This is a genomic window from Rhodovulum sp. PH10 (assembly GCF_000293785.1).
GTDB lineage: Bacteria > Pseudomonadota > Alphaproteobacteria > Rhizobiales > Xanthobacteraceae > Rhodoplanes.
The window spans coordinates 1-14,514 of the sequence record NZ_AKZI01000063.1 but is presented as its reverse complement, the minus strand read 5'-3'; the positions used below and the strand labels follow the sequence as shown (position 1 = coordinate 14,514).

Below are 14,514 nucleotides of genomic sequence, written 5' to 3'. Positions count from 1 at the left end.
GCGCAGGCTGCGCGCGGGGGCGCCGCCCGTGTTGTCCTTGCGGCGAATTCTCTCTACATCTCGGCGAGGCGACGATCGGCCCGGCGGCGTGCCGCCGTCCGGGCGCGGCGTGCCCCGCAGGGAGACGAGGATGCCGTCCACCGGCGATTGGAAGGTGCCGCCGATCGCACAGCCGAAGGCGGAGGGCTACAAGTTCGATCTCGATCGCGCGCTCGGCGCCGTGGTGGCGCTGACCGCGCAAGTGCCGGACGACGCCTTCACCGCGGAAACGCTCGGCACCGAGCGGGTCGGCCACGGCGTGGTGATCCGCGAGAGCGGCCTCGTCCTCACCATCGGCTACCTGATTACCGAGGCCGAGCAGGTGTGGCTGCGGCTGTCCGACGGCAAGGTGGTGCCGGGCCATGCGCTCGCCTACGACCACGAGAGCGGCTTCGGGCTCGTCCAGGCGCTCGGCCGGCTCGACGTGACGCCGCTGCCGCTCGGCCGCGCCGCCGACGCGCTGGTCGGCGAGCACGCGATCGTCGCCGCCGCCGGCGGCCGCCACCGCTCGGTCGCGGCGCGGATCGTCGCCCGCCAGGAATTCGCCGGCTACTGGGAGTATCTGCTCGACGACGCGCTGTTCACCGCGCCGGCGCACCCGAATTGGGGCGGCACCGGGCTGATCAACGCCGCCGGCGAGCTGATCGGCATCGGCTCGCTCCATCTCGAGCAGCGCCAGGACCCCGACACCGTCTTTCACGTCAACATGATGGTGCCGATCGACCGGCTTCTGCCGGTGCTCGACGACCTGCTCGCCTATGGCCGGCCGAACCGGCCGCCGCGACCCTGGCTCGGCCTCTATGCGACCGAGCTCGACGACCAGCTCGCGGTGGTCGGCGTCGCCGCCGGCGGACCCGCCCAGATCGCCGACGTGCAGGCGGGCGACGTCGTGCTGACGGTCGCCGGCCAGCCGGTGACGTCGCTCGCCGAGCTGTTTCGCGCGGTGTGGGCGCTCGGCGACGCCGGCGTCGAGGTGCCGCTGACGGTTTTGCGCGAAGGACGCATGCTGGCGCTGCGGGTCGTCTCCGGCGACCGGATGAAGTTCCTGAAGTCGCCCCGGCTGCATTGAGGCGCGAAGTACGGATCGGCCGGGCCGGACCGGGTTCACGCCGCGTCGAGCAAAACCACGCCGCGCGAGAAAAGCTCGCGGCGGGTGGCGTCGACCGAGCCGTCCATGTCGATGCCGCGGCAGGCTTCCTCGATCACCACCACGTCGAAGCCGCAGGCGCGCGCGTCCTCGGCGGAGAAGCGGACGCAGAAGTCGAGCGCCAGCCCGACGATCACCACCCGCGCAAAGCCGCGCTCGCGGAGATAGCCGGCGAGGCCGGTCGGCGTCTCGTGGTCGTTCTCGAAGAAGGCCGAGTAGGAGTCGATCTCGCGCCGAAATCCCTTGCGCAGCACCAGCTCGGCGTGGGGGATCGCGAGGCCCGGATGGAAGGTCGCCCCCGGCGTCTCCTGCACGCAGTGGTCCGGCCACAGGATCTGCGGGCCGTAAGGCGCGGTCACCTGCTCGAACGGGCTTTTTCCGGGATGCGCCGAGGCGAACGAGGCGTGGTCGGCCGGATGCCAGTCCTGGGTCAGCACGACGTGGCGGAATTTTTCCGCGAGCCGGTTCACCACCGGCACCACGGCGTCGCCATCGGCGACCGGCAGCGCGCCGCCGGGGCAAAAGTCGTTCTGGACGTCGACGACCAGCAGAATGTCGCTTTCACCGATGGCGAGTGTCATCGCCGGTCCTCCGCCTTGTTCGCATCCGCGCACCGCACGATGGTAGTGCATCGCGCCGTGCGGCGGTAGGGGCGGAGGTTGTGACGTTCTCCCGCCTCACGGAAAATGCGCAAAGTGGTCGGTCTGCCCGGTCGGCGGCCGGGTCGGGCGGCCGGGTCAGCCGACCGCGGCGGCGTTGCCGGCCGCCGCCTTTTCCGGGCGCGGCGCGAACGGCAGCAGAAGCGCGCGCTTGATGGTGGCGATGCGGGTCGGCGAGGTGATGCGCGCGCCCATCAGGTCGGTGATGTAGAACACGTCGACCGCGCGCTCGCCGAAGGTCGCGACGTGCGCCGAGGTGATGTTGAGATTGAGCTTGGAGAGCGTCGAGGTCAGCTCGTAGAGCAGGCCCGGCCGGTCGAGCCCGGACACCTCGACCACCGTGTAGCGGTGCGACCACTGATTGTTGACCGACACCTCCGGCTCCACCCGGAACGGCCGGGTGCGCCCTTTGGCGTTGCGCTTGGCCGCCATCATCTCCGGCAGCCGCATCTCTCCGCGCAAGGCCCGTTCGAGCGCGTCGACCACCCGGCCGGCGCGGCGGCCCTCGTCGTCGTCGCGTTCGAACTCGCGCGATACCGAGATGGTGTCGAGCGCCAGCCCGTCGGTGGTGGTGTAGATCTGCGCATCGACGATGTTGGCGCCGGCCGAGGCGCAGGCGCCGGCGATCACCGACAACAGCCACGGATGGTCGGGCGCGAGCACCGTCAGCACGGTGACGCCGCGGGCGGGATCGAACGAGTAGCGGGTGGCGAGCGGGTCGCCGCCCTTCGCCTCGGTCTCGCGCACGAAGCGGGCGTGGCCGAGCTGGGCCGGAAGGTCGACCTTGAGCCAGTAGGCCGGGTAGTGGCGGGCGACGTAGCGGTCGATCTCCTCCTCGCTCCACTCGGCGGCGAGCTCGTGGCGGAACTGCGCCTGGGAGGCGGCGACGCGCTGGGCGCGGTTGACCTCGGAGAAGCCGCCGGTCAGCGCCGGCTCCGCCTCGTAATAGAGCGCGCGCAGCAGCTGGGCCTTCCACGAGTTCCACACGCCGGGGCCGACCGCGCGGATGTCGGCGGTGGTGAGGATGGTCAGAAGCTTCATGCGCTCGAGCGACTGCACGATCTGCACGAAGTTCTCGATGGTGCGGCGGTCCGACAGGTCGCGCGACTGGGCGATCGCCGACATCACCAGATGCACCTCGATCAGCCAGGCGACGGTCTCGGTGTCGGCGGCCGACAGGCCGAAGCGCGGGCACAGATGCCGCGCGATTTTTGCGCCGGCGAGGGAGTGGTCTTCGGGGCGGCCCTTGGCGATATCGTGCAGAAAAAGCGCGACATAGAGCAGGTCGCGGTGCTCCGGCTGGATGGTGCGCATCAGCTCGCTGGAGAGCGGGTACTCGTCGGAATGCCCGGCCTCGATCTCGGCGAGCGCGCCGATGCAGCGCAGCAGATGCTCGTCCACCGTGAAGTGGTGGTACATGTTGAACTGCATCATCGAGACGACGCGGCCGAAGTCCGGCACGAAGCGGCCGAGCACGCCGACCTCGTTCATCCGCCGCAGCACGATCTCGACGTCGTTTCGCGCGGTCAAGACCTCGAGAAAGAGCCGGTTGGCCTCCGGATCGGCGCGCAAATGCTTGTCGATCAGCTTGAGCGAGCGGGTCGCGGTGCGCATCGCATCCGGATGGAAGGCGAGCCCGTGCTTCTGCGCGAGGCGGAAGATGCGGATCAAATTCTTCGGGTCGCGCCGGAAGGCGTCCGGGTCGGCGATGTTGATGCGGTTGTTGTCGACGACGAAATCGTCGCTTTCCTGCAGCGTGCGCTGGTGGCGCGGGCGCAGCCGGGCGACGAACCGGTTGAGCATCGGCACGTCCTTCTGGTGCCGGCTCTCGAGGCCGGCACAGAGGATCGCGGTGAGGTCGCCGACGTCCTTGGCGATCAGGAAGTAGTGCTTCATGAAGCGCTCGACGTCCTGCATGCCGGGGTGCTCGGTATAGCCGAGCCGCACCGCCAGATCGCGCTGGATGTCGAACGACAGCCGCTCCTCGGCGCGGCCTGTGACGAAATGCATGTGGCAGCGCACCGACCACAGAAAGTCCTCGCAGCGCTGGAACAGCTTGTACTCGTCGCGATCGAACACGCCGCGCTCGATCAGCTCCTCCTGCCGGTGCACCCGGTAGACGTATTTGGCGATCCAGAACAGCGTGTGCAGGTCGCGCAGGCCGCCCTTGCCGTCCTTGACGTTGGGCTCGACCAGGTAGCGCGACTGGCCGACCCGGCGCAGCCGCTCCTCGCGCTCGGCGAGCTTGGAGGCGACGAACTCCGGTCCGGTGCCCTGCACCACCTGGCGGTCGAAGCGGTCGATCAGCTCGTCGTAGAGGCTCTTCTCGCCGAGCAGGAAGCGCGCCTCGAGGATCGCGGTGCGGATCGTCATGTCGGCCTTGGCCTGGCGCACGCACTCGTCGATCGAGCGGGTGGCGTGGCCGACCTTCAGCCCCATGTCCCACAGGCAATAGAGGATCGCCTCGGCGATCGACTCGCCCCAGGCGGTCTGCTTGTAGGGCAGCAGGAACAGGAGATCGATGTCGGAGCCCGGCGCCATCAGGCCGCGGCCGTAGCCGCCGGTCGCCACCACCGCCATGTGCTCGGCCTCGGAGGGATTTTGGGCCGGGTAGAGGTGGGTGACCGAGAAATCGTAGAGCAGGCCGATGATGGCGTCCTGCATGTCGCACAGCCGCTCGGCGCAGCGCCGGCCGTGCCGGTCGGCCAGCAGCAGCTCCTCCGCCTTGGCGCGGCCCTCGGTGACGGCGGTCTTCAGCCGCTGCGCCACCGCGATGCGCAGCTCGCGCTCCTGCCGGGGATTTTCGCGGACGAGCGCCTCGAGGTCGGCGGCGGCGGCCTCGAGGTCGAACAGATCGGATGCGGCGCGGCGCGGCGTGTCGAGAAGAATGGCCATCCGCCCTGATTAGCCGACCGCGCCGGCACTGTCACGAGCGGGCGAGCGTTTGCACGTCCGCCGTGCGGCGTTTTGCACGGCAGGTGTCGCCCTGTTGCGCCGGCCGGGGCGCGAACGGCGGGTCGAAAGGGCGGCTGCAGGCTACTGCTCGAGCACCAGCTTGCCGTCGCGGTGCTCGAACCGCACCCGCGAGAGAAAGGACATGCCGAGCAAATTCTGGCCGAGCGCGGTGTCGGGCAGCACCAGGGCGGCGACGTCCTGCGCCATCAGGCTGCCCACCTCGATGCGGCGAATGTTTGCCGGGGCGGCCATCACCGTGCCGTTGGCGGTCGCGACCCGGGCGGTGTAGTCGCGCGGCATCGGCCGGATGCCGAGCCGGGCGGCGTCGCTCTCGCGCAATGCCACCACCGAGGCGCCGGTGTCGATCAGGAACGCCATCTGCCGGCCGTTCAGCATCGCGTCGACGTGGAAATGACCGTTGCGGCCGCGCTGCAGCGTCATGCTGCGATAGCCGCCGGCGGCGACGGGGGCCGGCGGATAGGGCGAAGGCAGGTCGGGCGAGGGTGGGGCGTCGGCGGCCTCGCTCGCGGTCCGGCCGGTGTGCTCGGAGATGTCCATGAGGAGCGGCGGCACCAGCGCGGCCACCACCAATGTCAGCAGGGCGAACGCAATCAGGTTGCGCATCGGAAAGGCTCCTCGCGGATGCGCCATCCGATCACGTGCGCTCGAGCACCGGCTTAACGGGGATGCGGAGTTTTGCCGCGATCGCCACCGTGGCCACGGGTGACTTGGACGACGGTAAAATTTTGCGGAACGGTTTGCGCACCCGCCTCACGTCCCCGCCTCACGTGCCCGCCTCACGTCCCCTTCGGTTTTGCGCGGCGGGTGGCGGGGGCGGTGGTCGGGTCCTCCGGCCACGGGTGCTTGGGATAGCGGCCGCGCATCTCGGTTCGCACGGCGGCGTAGGAACCTTGCCAGAAAGCGGGCAGATCGGTGGTGATCTGCACCGGCCGCTGGGCGGGCGACAACAGCTCGACGATCAGCGGTACCCGTCCGCCGGCGATCGACGGATGCTCGGCGAGGCCAAAAAGCTCCTGCACCCGGATCGACAGTTTCGGCCCTTCCTCGGTGTACTCGATCGGCACACGCGAGCCGGACGGCGCCTCGAAATGGGTCGGCGCCTCGTGCTCCAGTTTCTTGTGCAGGTTCCAGGGCAAGAGGCTTCGCACGGCATTCGAGAAGGCATCGGTGCCGAGATCGCCGAGCGAAATTCTTCCGGCGAGCGCCGGGGCGAGCCAGTCGCCGAGCGTCGCGCCGAGCGTGGCGTCGGAGAGGTCCGGCCAGTCGTCACCCTCGTTCCGGCGAAGAAAAGTCACCCGGTCGCGCCACTGCGCCAAAGCCGGGCTCCAGGGCAGCCGGTCGAGCCCGAGGCGGCCGATGCCGTCTGCGAGCTTGCGGGCGGTCTCGTCGCTCGGCACCACCGGAACCGGCTTCTCGGCGAGCGCGATCGCCCCGAGCCGCCGGCTCCAGCGCGCCCGCAAGGACGCCGAGGCGGGGTCGAACACCACCTCCTCGCCCTCGACGACGTTTTGCGCGAACAGCGCCTCGACGTCCTCCGGGGCGATCGGGGCCGCGAGCAGCACCCGGCTCGCCGCCGCCGTGCCGGCGAGGTCGGCGACCACCAGAAACGGCTCGCGGGCGAGCGGGGAGGCGGGGTCGACCACCGCGCCGCGGCCGTTCGCCAGCAGCACGCCGCTCCCACCGCCCGCGCCGCCACCGCGGGCCTTCGCCACCCGGTCCGGATAGGCGAGCGCGAGCAGCGTGCCCGGCAGCCGGTCGGCCGCGGCCGACACGCGGCCTGCGCCGGCCGGTGCGATCGCGCCGGCGGCGCGCTGGCCGGCGACCGAGATCTCGGCCCAGCGGGCGGCCATCCGGCGGGCCTCCTCGGCGCGGCGCGAGCGGTCGCGGCGCAGCCCGTCGAGCCGGTGGCGCAGGTCGATGTCGGTGCCGCCGAGCCCGCGCTCGGTGAGCACCAGGGCGATCTCGGCACCGAGCGGCGCCGCCCCGAAGGCGGCCGCCGCCGTCACCATGCGGGCGAGCCGTGGCGGCAGTGGCAGCGCGCGCAGGCGGCGGCCGGCGTCGGTGATGCGGCCGTCGGCGTCGATGGCGCCGAGATTCTGCAACAAGACCTTCGCCTCGGCGAGCGCGGGGGCGGGCGGGGCATCGAGAAAGGTCAGCGTCGCCGGGTCGGTGACGCCCCAATGCGCGAGATCGAGCACCAGCGCGGAAAGATCGGCCGCGAGGATTTCGGCTTGCGCGAACGGCTCGAGCGAAACCGTCTCGCGCTCGTCCCACAGGCGCCAGCACACGCCGGGCTCCGTGCGGCCGGCGCGGCCGCGGCGCTGGTCGGCGGCCGCCCGCGACACCCGCACCGTCTCGAGCCGCGTCAGCGCGAGGTCGGGCTCGTGGCGCGGCACCCGCGCGAGCCCGGAATCGATCACCACCCGCACGCCCTCGATGGTGAGCGAGGTTTCGGCGATCGAGGTCGCCAGCACCACCTTGCGCCGGCCGGGCGCCGCCGGCGAGATCGCCCGGTCCTGCACGTCGGCATCGAGCGCGCCATAGAGCGGCACGACGTCGACCATCGGATCGGCGAGCTTTTCGGCGAGCAGCGCCTCGGTGCGGCGGATTTCTCCCGCACCCGGCAGAAACACCAGCATCGAGCCTTTTTCCGCCCGGAGTGCCCGCAGCACTGCGTCCGCCACCTGGGGCTCCAGCCGCTGTGCGGAATCGCGTGCAAAATGCTTGGTCTCGACCGGAAACGCCCGGCCGAGGCTCTCCACCACCGGCGCCCCCCCGAGCTTTTCCGCGATCCTCGCCCCGTCGATGGTGGCCGACATCACCAGAATCTTCAGGTCCTCGCGAAATCCCTGCTGGGTGTCGCGGGCGAGCGCGAGGCCGAGATCGGCGTCGAGCGAGCGCTCGTGGAACTCGTCGAGCAGCACGGCCGCCACGTCCTCGAGTGTCGGGTCGTCGAGGATCATCCGGGTGAAGACGCCCTCGGTGACCACCTCGATGCGGGTCTTTCCGGAAATCTTCGAGCCGAACCGCACCCGGTAGCCGACCGTCTGGCCGACCGACTCGCCGAGCGTCGCCGCCATCCGCGCCGCCGCAGCGCGTGCCGCCAGCCGCCGCGGCTCCAGCACGAGGATTTTCTTGCCCGCCGCCCACGGCTCACGGATCAGCACCAGCGGAACCCGCGTGGTCTTGCCGGCGCCGGGCGGCGCCACCAGCACCGCGGCGTCGTGCCCGGCGAGCGCGGCGGTGAGCGCCGGCAAGGCATCGTCGATCGGCAGCGGCTCGGCAAAAGGAAGGTTCTGGTTCATGCTACCTCGTGGGTCCGCCACCGCCGCATTAACCGCGTCCCGATCCGCCCCTTGCGGAGCGGCCCGCGGCTTGCACCGATGCAGGCGGGCGTCGGCTTTCGTCCCGGTGTGGGACGATGGCGCCAGAAACAGGCGAGGACGGACGATGGCAACCCCCACCACCGCTGCCGCCCCGGGCCACCGGGTCGATTGGGTCGATTACGCCAAGGGTTTCTGCATCATCATGGTGGTGATGCTGCACTCGACCTTCGGGGTGGAGCTCGCGGCCGGCCACGAGGGTTTCCTGCACCCCTTCGTGATGTTCGCCAAGCCCTTCCGCATGCCGGACTTCTTCCTGATCTCGGGGCTCTTCCTCGCCCGCACGATCGACCGCGACTGGCGCACCTTCACCGACAAGAAGGTGGTGCATTTCGCCTATTTCTACTTCCTGTGGATGACGCTCCAGGTCGCCGTGAAGGCCCCGGTGTTCGCCGCCGAGCAGGGCTGGCTCGGCGCGCTCCACATCTATGCGCTGTCCTTCGTCGATCCGTTCGGTGCGCTGTGGTTCATCTACATGCTGCCGATCTTCTTCGTGGTCACCAAAGGGGCGCGCCAGCTCGGCATTCCGGTGATTGCGGTGTGGCTGGTCGCGGCGGCGCTGGAGACCGCCCATGTCGAGACCGGCTGGATGGTGATCGACGAGTTCGCCTCGCGCTTCGTGTATTTCTACACGGGCTACCTGATCGCCCCGAAAGTCTTCGCCTTCGCCGCCTTCGTGATGCGCCGGCCGGGCGTGGCGCTGGCCGGGCTTCTGGCCTGGGCACTGGCGAACGGCGGCGTGGTCTATGCGGGCTTCTCGGAGTGGCCGCTGGTCTCGCTGGTGCTCGGCTTTGCCGGCGCCTTCGCGGTGATCACCGTCTCGGCGCTGATGGCAAGGAGCCGGCTGTTCGAGGCCGTGCGCTACTGCGGGCGGAACTCGATCGTGATCTATTTCGCCTTCTTCCTGCCGATGGCGGCGACCCGCGTGGTGCTGATGAAGGCCGGCGTCATCGAGTCGGTCGGCGCGATCTCGCTGATCGTCACCGCGGTCGCCATCATGGGTTCGCTCGCGCTGTGGTGGGCGACCCGCGGCGGCCGCTTCGATTTTCTCTTCGAGCGACCGGCCTGGGCGCACATCGTGCCGCCACGCACTGCCGCGCGCCTCGCGCCCCAGCCGGCGGAGTAGGGGACTCGTCCCTGGGACTCGTCCCGGATGCGGGGCATGTCGCCTCCCGCGTTTCGTCACCCCACCGCGGCGAGGGCGGCCTCGGCCTCGCGGCGGATGCGGGCGACCATCGACTTCAGCCCGTTGGAGCGCTGCGGCGTGAGGTGGTCGCCGAGCCCGAGCCGGTCGAACACGGTCGACGGCTCGATCTCGAGAATCTGCTTGGCGGGCTTGCCGGAGTAGAGGGCGAACAAAATTGCGATCAGCCCGCGCACGATGTGGGCGTCGCTGTCGCCCTTGAACGACAGCACCGGGCCGTTCGCGCCGTTCGGCTGCACCTTGGTGGTGAGCCACACCTGGCTCGCGCAGCCCTGCACCTTGTGCGCGTCGTTGTGGTCCGCGTCGGGCAGCGGCTCCAGCGTGCGGCCGAGCTCGATGATGTAGCGGTAGCGGTCGTCCCAGTCGTCCAGCAGCGAAAAATTGTCGGTGATCTCGTCGAGTGTCATTGGCCCGCCTCGCGGGCGCCGCCGATGGCGCCCGACCGGCCGAACATAGGAGCGTTCGCTGCGGATTGGAATGCGTGGCGGGCTTTTCCGGCAACCGCCGGTGCCCTCCGCCGGTGCCTCGCCGGCACGGCGCGCGCCCGAACGTCGTGTCGGTCGCGTCGTGCCGGTCGCGGCGTGCCGAAAACCGGCGAAGCGGGATCAGCCCTGCGGGCGCCGCGCCTCGATGCCGGCGGTCGGGCCGCGCCACTGGGGCCCGAGATCGTCGATCGTCAACGTGTTCTGCGAGGTGGTCGGCCGCGCGGTGTCGGGCCGCCCGGTCGCCCCGGTGACCGGCGTGCCGGAGGCCGCGCCGTCGCCGGAGCCGGACATCTGCGCGCTGACGATGTCGTAGAGCATGCGCGCGCCGGCCTGTGCCGTCTGGCCGAGCGCGGCAAAGACCCGGCCGCCGACCGCGCAGGCGTCCGGCTGGCGCGTGCAGAACTGGCGCATGTCCGACACCACCGCCGAGGCGGCAGTCGCGGCGTCGAAGGCGCTCACCGGCGGGGCGGCGCCCTGGCCGTCGGTCGGCCCGCGGGTGAGCATCGGCAGCAGTGCCGCGATCACCCCGAGCCAGAAGATGGAGCGTATCAAGAACCTCATCGTCCCGTTCCCGTCGTCCTGTTCGTCCCCGTCTCCCTCGTCCCCATCGCGTCCCCGAATCCTTCGGTCCCGATCTTTCGTTCCGGGCTTTTCGTTCCCGGTTTTCGGTCCCGATCTTTCGTTCCCCGGGGGCAAACGCTAACAGTGCCGTTTTGATGCGCCGTTCGAATGCGTCGTCGAATTCGACGTGAATTTTCCGACAATTCGAGCGATCGCCTTTACCCTCTCGTCGCACCCGCGGCGCTATTGCGACAGCGCGCGGGCTTTGTGATTCTTCACTGATCCGGCGCGCGAGACATGGGGCCTCGGCCGCCCGCCGCGCCGGCGTTCACCGGTCGTGGCGGACGGATGCAAGGTTTCGTTCACCAAACAAGAAAGCGTTCACCATTCAACCCGCCGTTCACCATGGCGCCAGAATGGGGTGTGTGGTTCCGGCCATTTCCGTGAGCGATGCAGGAAGCGGCGGGCCGGATGCACCGCCCTTAGTGTTCGTTTAATGGGCGTCTGACACGATCTCGGTCGGCGCGAGGGGAGCGTCGTGACAAGACGTGTGGGCGACGTGGGTGTTCTCAAACCAGTCGGGGATTACGTGGGTGCACTCGTGCATCCCTCCGTGCATGGCGATCCTCTGATCAGTGCGCGTCATCGCGCGTTCATCGCGCCGCGGCTGGTCGGCAGCCTGGTCGCGCTCAGTGCGTTTCCGGCCTACATCGCGTTGCGCGGCGCGCCGAGCGCGCTCGAGGTGGTCGTGTTCGGCTGGCTGATCGTGCCGATCCTCATCGCTTATTATCTGTCGCGCACCGGCCGCTACGAGAGCGCGCACACGATGTCGTCGCTCGCGCTCGCGGGCCTCGTCACGACGGTTGCGGTGAAGACCGGCGGCATCGGCTCGTTCGCCGCGATCTGGCTCGTGGTGGTGCCGCTCGAGGCGGCGCTGTCGGCCTCGCGCCGGGTGGTGACGATCGCCTCGCTGGTCGCGCTCGGCGCGGCGGGCCTGCTGGTCGCCGCCGGCACGCTCGATCTGTTGCCGACGCCGCTCGCCGGCGATCAGCGCACCGGCGCGCTCGCCGCGCTCGGCATCATCTCCGCCGCGCTCTATGCGACCGGGCTCGCGCTCGGCGCCGAATCGCTCACCCGCACCAGCAACTGGCTGCTCGGCGCGGAGGAGGATCGTTATCGTCTGCTCGCCTGCAACATGACCGACGTGATCACGCGGCACGGCCTCAACGGCGCGGTGCTGTTCGTCTCGCCGGCGGCCGAGCGTCTGTTCGGCGCGCGCGCCCGCGAGCTGCACGGCCACGGCCTGTTCGACCGCGTGCACATCTCCGACCGGCCGGCCTATCTCTCCGCGCTGTCTGATGCAGCCTCGAACGGCGAGACCCGCTCGGTCGAGTTCCGCGTGCGCCGCGATGCCGAGACGCCGGGCGAGCCCGCGCGCTTCATCTGGATCGAGATGCGCTGCCGTCCGCTCGATGCCGTCGTCACCGGCGCCGGGCACGAGCAGCACGAGGTCGTCGCGGTGATGCGCGAGGTGACCGAGCGCAAGGAGCAGGAGCGCGCGCTCGACAACGCCCGCACCGAGGCGGAGCGCGCCAACTCGGCCAAGAGCCGCTTCCTCGCTACCATGAGCCACGAGCTGCGCACGCCGCTCAACGCCATCATCGGCTTCTCCGACATGCTGGTGAACGAGACCGCGCTGAACCTGACGGCCGAGCGGCGGCGCGAGTACGCGCAGCTGATCAACGATTCGGGCAATCATCTGCTCGCCGTGGTCAACGACCTGCTCGACATGTCGAAGCTCGAGACCGGCGAGTTCGAGATCCATCCCGAGCCGTTCGCGCTGGCGCCGGTGATCGCCTCGTGCCGCGACCTCTTGGCGCTCAAGGCGGCCGAGCTCGACGTCACGCTCGCCACCGTGATCGATCCGGCGGTCGGCGAGATCGTCGCCGACAAGCGCGCGCTCAAGCAGATCCTTCTCAACCTCCTGTCGAACGCGGTGAAGTTCACCGACCGCGGCGGACGAATCACCGTGCGTGCGGTGGCCGACGGCGGCCGCCTCGTGCTGTCGGTCGAGGACACCGGAATCGGCATCTGCGAGGAGGACTTGAAGCGCTGCGGCAACCCCTTCTTCCAGTCGCGCGACTCCTACGACCGGCCGCATGCCGGCACCGGGCTCGGCCTGTCGATCGTCAAGGGGCTGATCGGGCTGCACGGGGGTGATATGACGATGCGGAGCCGGGTCGGCACCGGCACCACCGTGACGGTGCGTCTGCCGCTCGACTGCGAGGCGGGTCGTGGCGGCGCCGCGGCACGGTCGGCGCAGGCGGCGGAGACGTCGACGGTGCGGCGGCTGCCGGTTCAGGGCCAGACCAACGACACGAACGAGACGAACGAGGCGACTGTTGCGGTCAAGAAGCGTGCGTGAGCCGATCGACGACGACGAGGACGAGGTGCGTCCGGTGCGGCGCGGCGCCAAGCCGGCCAAACGGTCGGTGGTGGCGCGCGTGCTGCTGCACCGGCCGAGCGACACGCTCGCCTCGCTCGCCGGCCTCGCCGCGCTCGCCACCGTGGTGATCAACGCCCTCTACATGCAGCCCGGGCCACACCCGGCGCCGATCTTCGCGCTCCAGCCGGTGCACACGGCAGCGACCCGCCTGCCGCCGTCGCGCCCGGCGACCGGCGCCGAATCGACCGGCGCGCTCACCGGCGCCGGCGTTCTGTCGGTGCTGCCGCGGCCGCGGCCGCAGGCGGCCTCCGGCACGCCGCGGGGCGAGCCCGCGCCGGCTCCGGCGCCACAGGGCGAGCTTTCGCCGCCCCGCAATCACGCCGATCTGGTGACCGACCTGCAGCGCGAGCTGTCGCGCCGCGGCTATTACGACGGGGCGATCGACGGCATCTCCGGCAGCCGCACCGAGGCGGCGCTGCGCGCCTTCGAGCACGACGCCGGCCTCCCGGTCACCGGCACGCCGAGCGAATCGGTTCTGAAGGCGCTGTCGCGCGCCCCGGCCCGTGGACGCGCCGCGGCCGCCGCGGCGGCGAGGCCCGACCCGATCGCCGGCCTCCTGCTGCAGTCGAGCGGCCAGCCGAAGCCGACCCCGGCGTCGCTCTCCGGCACCGGCGCCGCCGCTCCGCGGGCGGCGGCCGAGCCGCGGGCGACCACCGGCTCGGCTCCCCCGGTGGTGGCGCGCGACGCGCCGATGGCGCCGCCGCCCTCCAACGTGCCGCCCGGCCGGGCGATGGCGCCGGCTCCGGTGCCGCCCGCCGAGGTCGCCTCGCCGCGGCTGCGTGCCGTGCAGCGCGCGCTGTCGGATTTCGGCTACGGCCAGGTGAAGCCGACCGGCGTCTACGACGAGAAGACCCACGCGGCGATCTCGGCCTTCGAGGAATCGCGACGGCTGCCGGTCACCGGCGAGGTGAGCGAGCGGCTGACCCGCGAGCTCGCCGATCTCACCGGACGCCCGATCGAGTGAGCTCGCGCCGCGGCTTGCGTCGCGTCTTGCGCGGCGGCCGCGCGCGGGCGATACCGAGCCATGCGCCTGAAATCCGCCCTGTGGGTCGCCGCCTATATCCGCCGCTGCGGCGTCGAAGGCGTATTTGCCGCCGTGCGCCGGCGCGGCGCCGAGGAGGCCGGGGCGATCTTCGTCGTGGTCAACCGGCTCGACGGCACCGCCGACCTCTATTCCCCGGCCCCGCAGACCGCGTTCGACGAGGAAAAGCCCTACGATCGCGCGTTCGCGCCGGCGCTGAAGACGCTGCCCGCGCCCGAGAGCGAGGTCGAGGCGTTCATCGCGCGCGAGACGCGGTTCGATCCCGATGTCTGGGTGGTCGAGATCGAGGAGCGCTCAGGACGCCACTTTCTCGACCGGATCGTCCGGTGAGCGGTCGTCCGCCGCCGTGCGGGCGGGGTCCGTCGCCGGCCGCTGTGGCCGGCCGAGCGGCATCGTCCCCGGCGCGCCGAGCCGGCGGGGGGTGCCGGGGCGGGGGGCGGAGCCCGGCGCCGGCGCGGCCTTGCGGGAGCCCGCCATCGGCTCCGCCCCGCGCCCGCCGGCGGGGGGGCGCG

The 14,514-nt window shown here is 70.9% G+C and carries 11 protein-coding genes; 5 read left to right on the top strand and 6 right to left on the bottom strand.

The window, feature by feature from the left end; all coding sequences use genetic code 11:
* Window positions 1-130 precede the first annotated feature (130 nt).
* Window positions 131-1,108: a S1C family serine protease gene (locus A33M_RS11415; RefSeq protein WP_008387166.1), complete on the top strand. Its 978-nt coding sequence runs from the start codon at window positions 131-133 to the stop codon at window positions 1,106-1,108.
* Between the two features lie 35 nt (window positions 1,109-1,143).
* On the opposite strand, the gene pncA is transcribed toward A33M_RS11415, so the two are convergent.
* The 4 genes from pncA to hrpB form a co-directional block, all read right to left on the bottom strand.
* A complete protein-coding gene (pncA, locus tag A33M_RS11410) occupies window positions 1,144-1,767 on the bottom strand; it encodes a bifunctional nicotinamidase/pyrazinamidase (protein ID WP_008387163.1) in 624 nt (207 codons plus the stop codon).
* Window positions 1,768-1,923: 156 nt separating this feature from the next.
* A complete protein-coding gene (locus A33M_RS11405) occupies window positions 1,924-4,740 on the bottom strand; it encodes a [protein-PII] uridylyltransferase (protein WP_008387158.1) in 2,817 nt (938 codons plus the stop codon).
* Between the two features lie 141 nt (window positions 4,741-4,881).
* Window positions 4,882-5,424, bottom strand: coding sequence for a retropepsin-like aspartic protease family protein (locus A33M_RS11400; protein WP_008387157.1), 543 nt, complete (start codon window positions 5,422-5,424; stop codon window positions 4,882-4,884).
* Between the two features lie 173 nt (window positions 5,425-5,597).
* Window positions 5,598-8,126 carry an ATP-dependent helicase HrpB gene (gene hrpB / locus A33M_RS11395; protein ID WP_008387152.1) on the bottom strand — a complete coding sequence of 843 codons (2,529 nt, stop codon included), beginning with the start codon at window positions 8,124-8,126 and terminating at the stop codon, window positions 5,598-5,600.
* A 145-nt stretch (window positions 8,127-8,271) separates the two neighbouring features.
* Here hrpB and A33M_RS11390 point away from each other — a divergent pair, with 145 nt between their 5' ends.
* Entirely contained in the window at window positions 8,272-9,330 is a 1,059-nt protein-coding gene (locus tag A33M_RS11390) for an acyltransferase family protein (RefSeq protein WP_008387148.1), read from the top strand.
* 56 nt (window positions 9,331-9,386) lie between these two features.
* On the opposite strand, the gene A33M_RS11385 is transcribed toward A33M_RS11390, so the two are convergent.
* Complete coding sequence (locus tag A33M_RS11385; protein ID WP_008387146.1) at window positions 9,387-9,815, bottom strand: SufE family protein; 429 nt, start codon at window positions 9,813-9,815, stop codon at window positions 9,387-9,389.
* Between the two features lie 198 nt (window positions 9,816-10,013).
* Window positions 10,014-10,445 (bottom strand): DUF5330 domain-containing protein, encoded by a 432-nt coding sequence (locus A33M_RS11380; protein WP_008387144.1) that lies wholly within the window; start codon window positions 10,443-10,445, stop codon window positions 10,014-10,016.
* A gap of 622 nt (window positions 10,446-11,067) precedes the next feature.
* Here A33M_RS11380 and A33M_RS11375 point away from each other — a divergent pair.
* The 3 genes from A33M_RS11375 to A33M_RS11365 are packed head-to-tail and all read left to right on the top strand — an operon-like array spanning window position 11,068 to window position 14,332.
* Window positions 11,068-12,879, top strand: coding sequence for a sensor histidine kinase (locus A33M_RS11375; RefSeq protein ID WP_008387140.1), 1,812 nt, complete (start codon window positions 11,068-11,070; stop codon window positions 12,877-12,879).
* Window positions 12,872-13,924 (top strand): peptidoglycan-binding domain-containing protein, encoded by a 1,053-nt coding sequence (locus A33M_RS11370; protein WP_008387139.1) that lies wholly within the window; start codon window positions 12,872-12,874, stop codon window positions 13,922-13,924. The genes A33M_RS11375 and A33M_RS11370 overlap by 8 nt, the downstream gene beginning before the upstream one ends.
* 60 nt (window positions 13,925-13,984) lie before the next feature.
* Complete coding sequence (locus A33M_RS11365; RefSeq protein WP_008387137.1) at window positions 13,985-14,332, top strand: DUF1491 family protein; 348 nt, start codon at window positions 13,985-13,987, stop codon at window positions 14,330-14,332.
* Window positions 14,333-14,514: the final 182 nt, after the last annotated feature.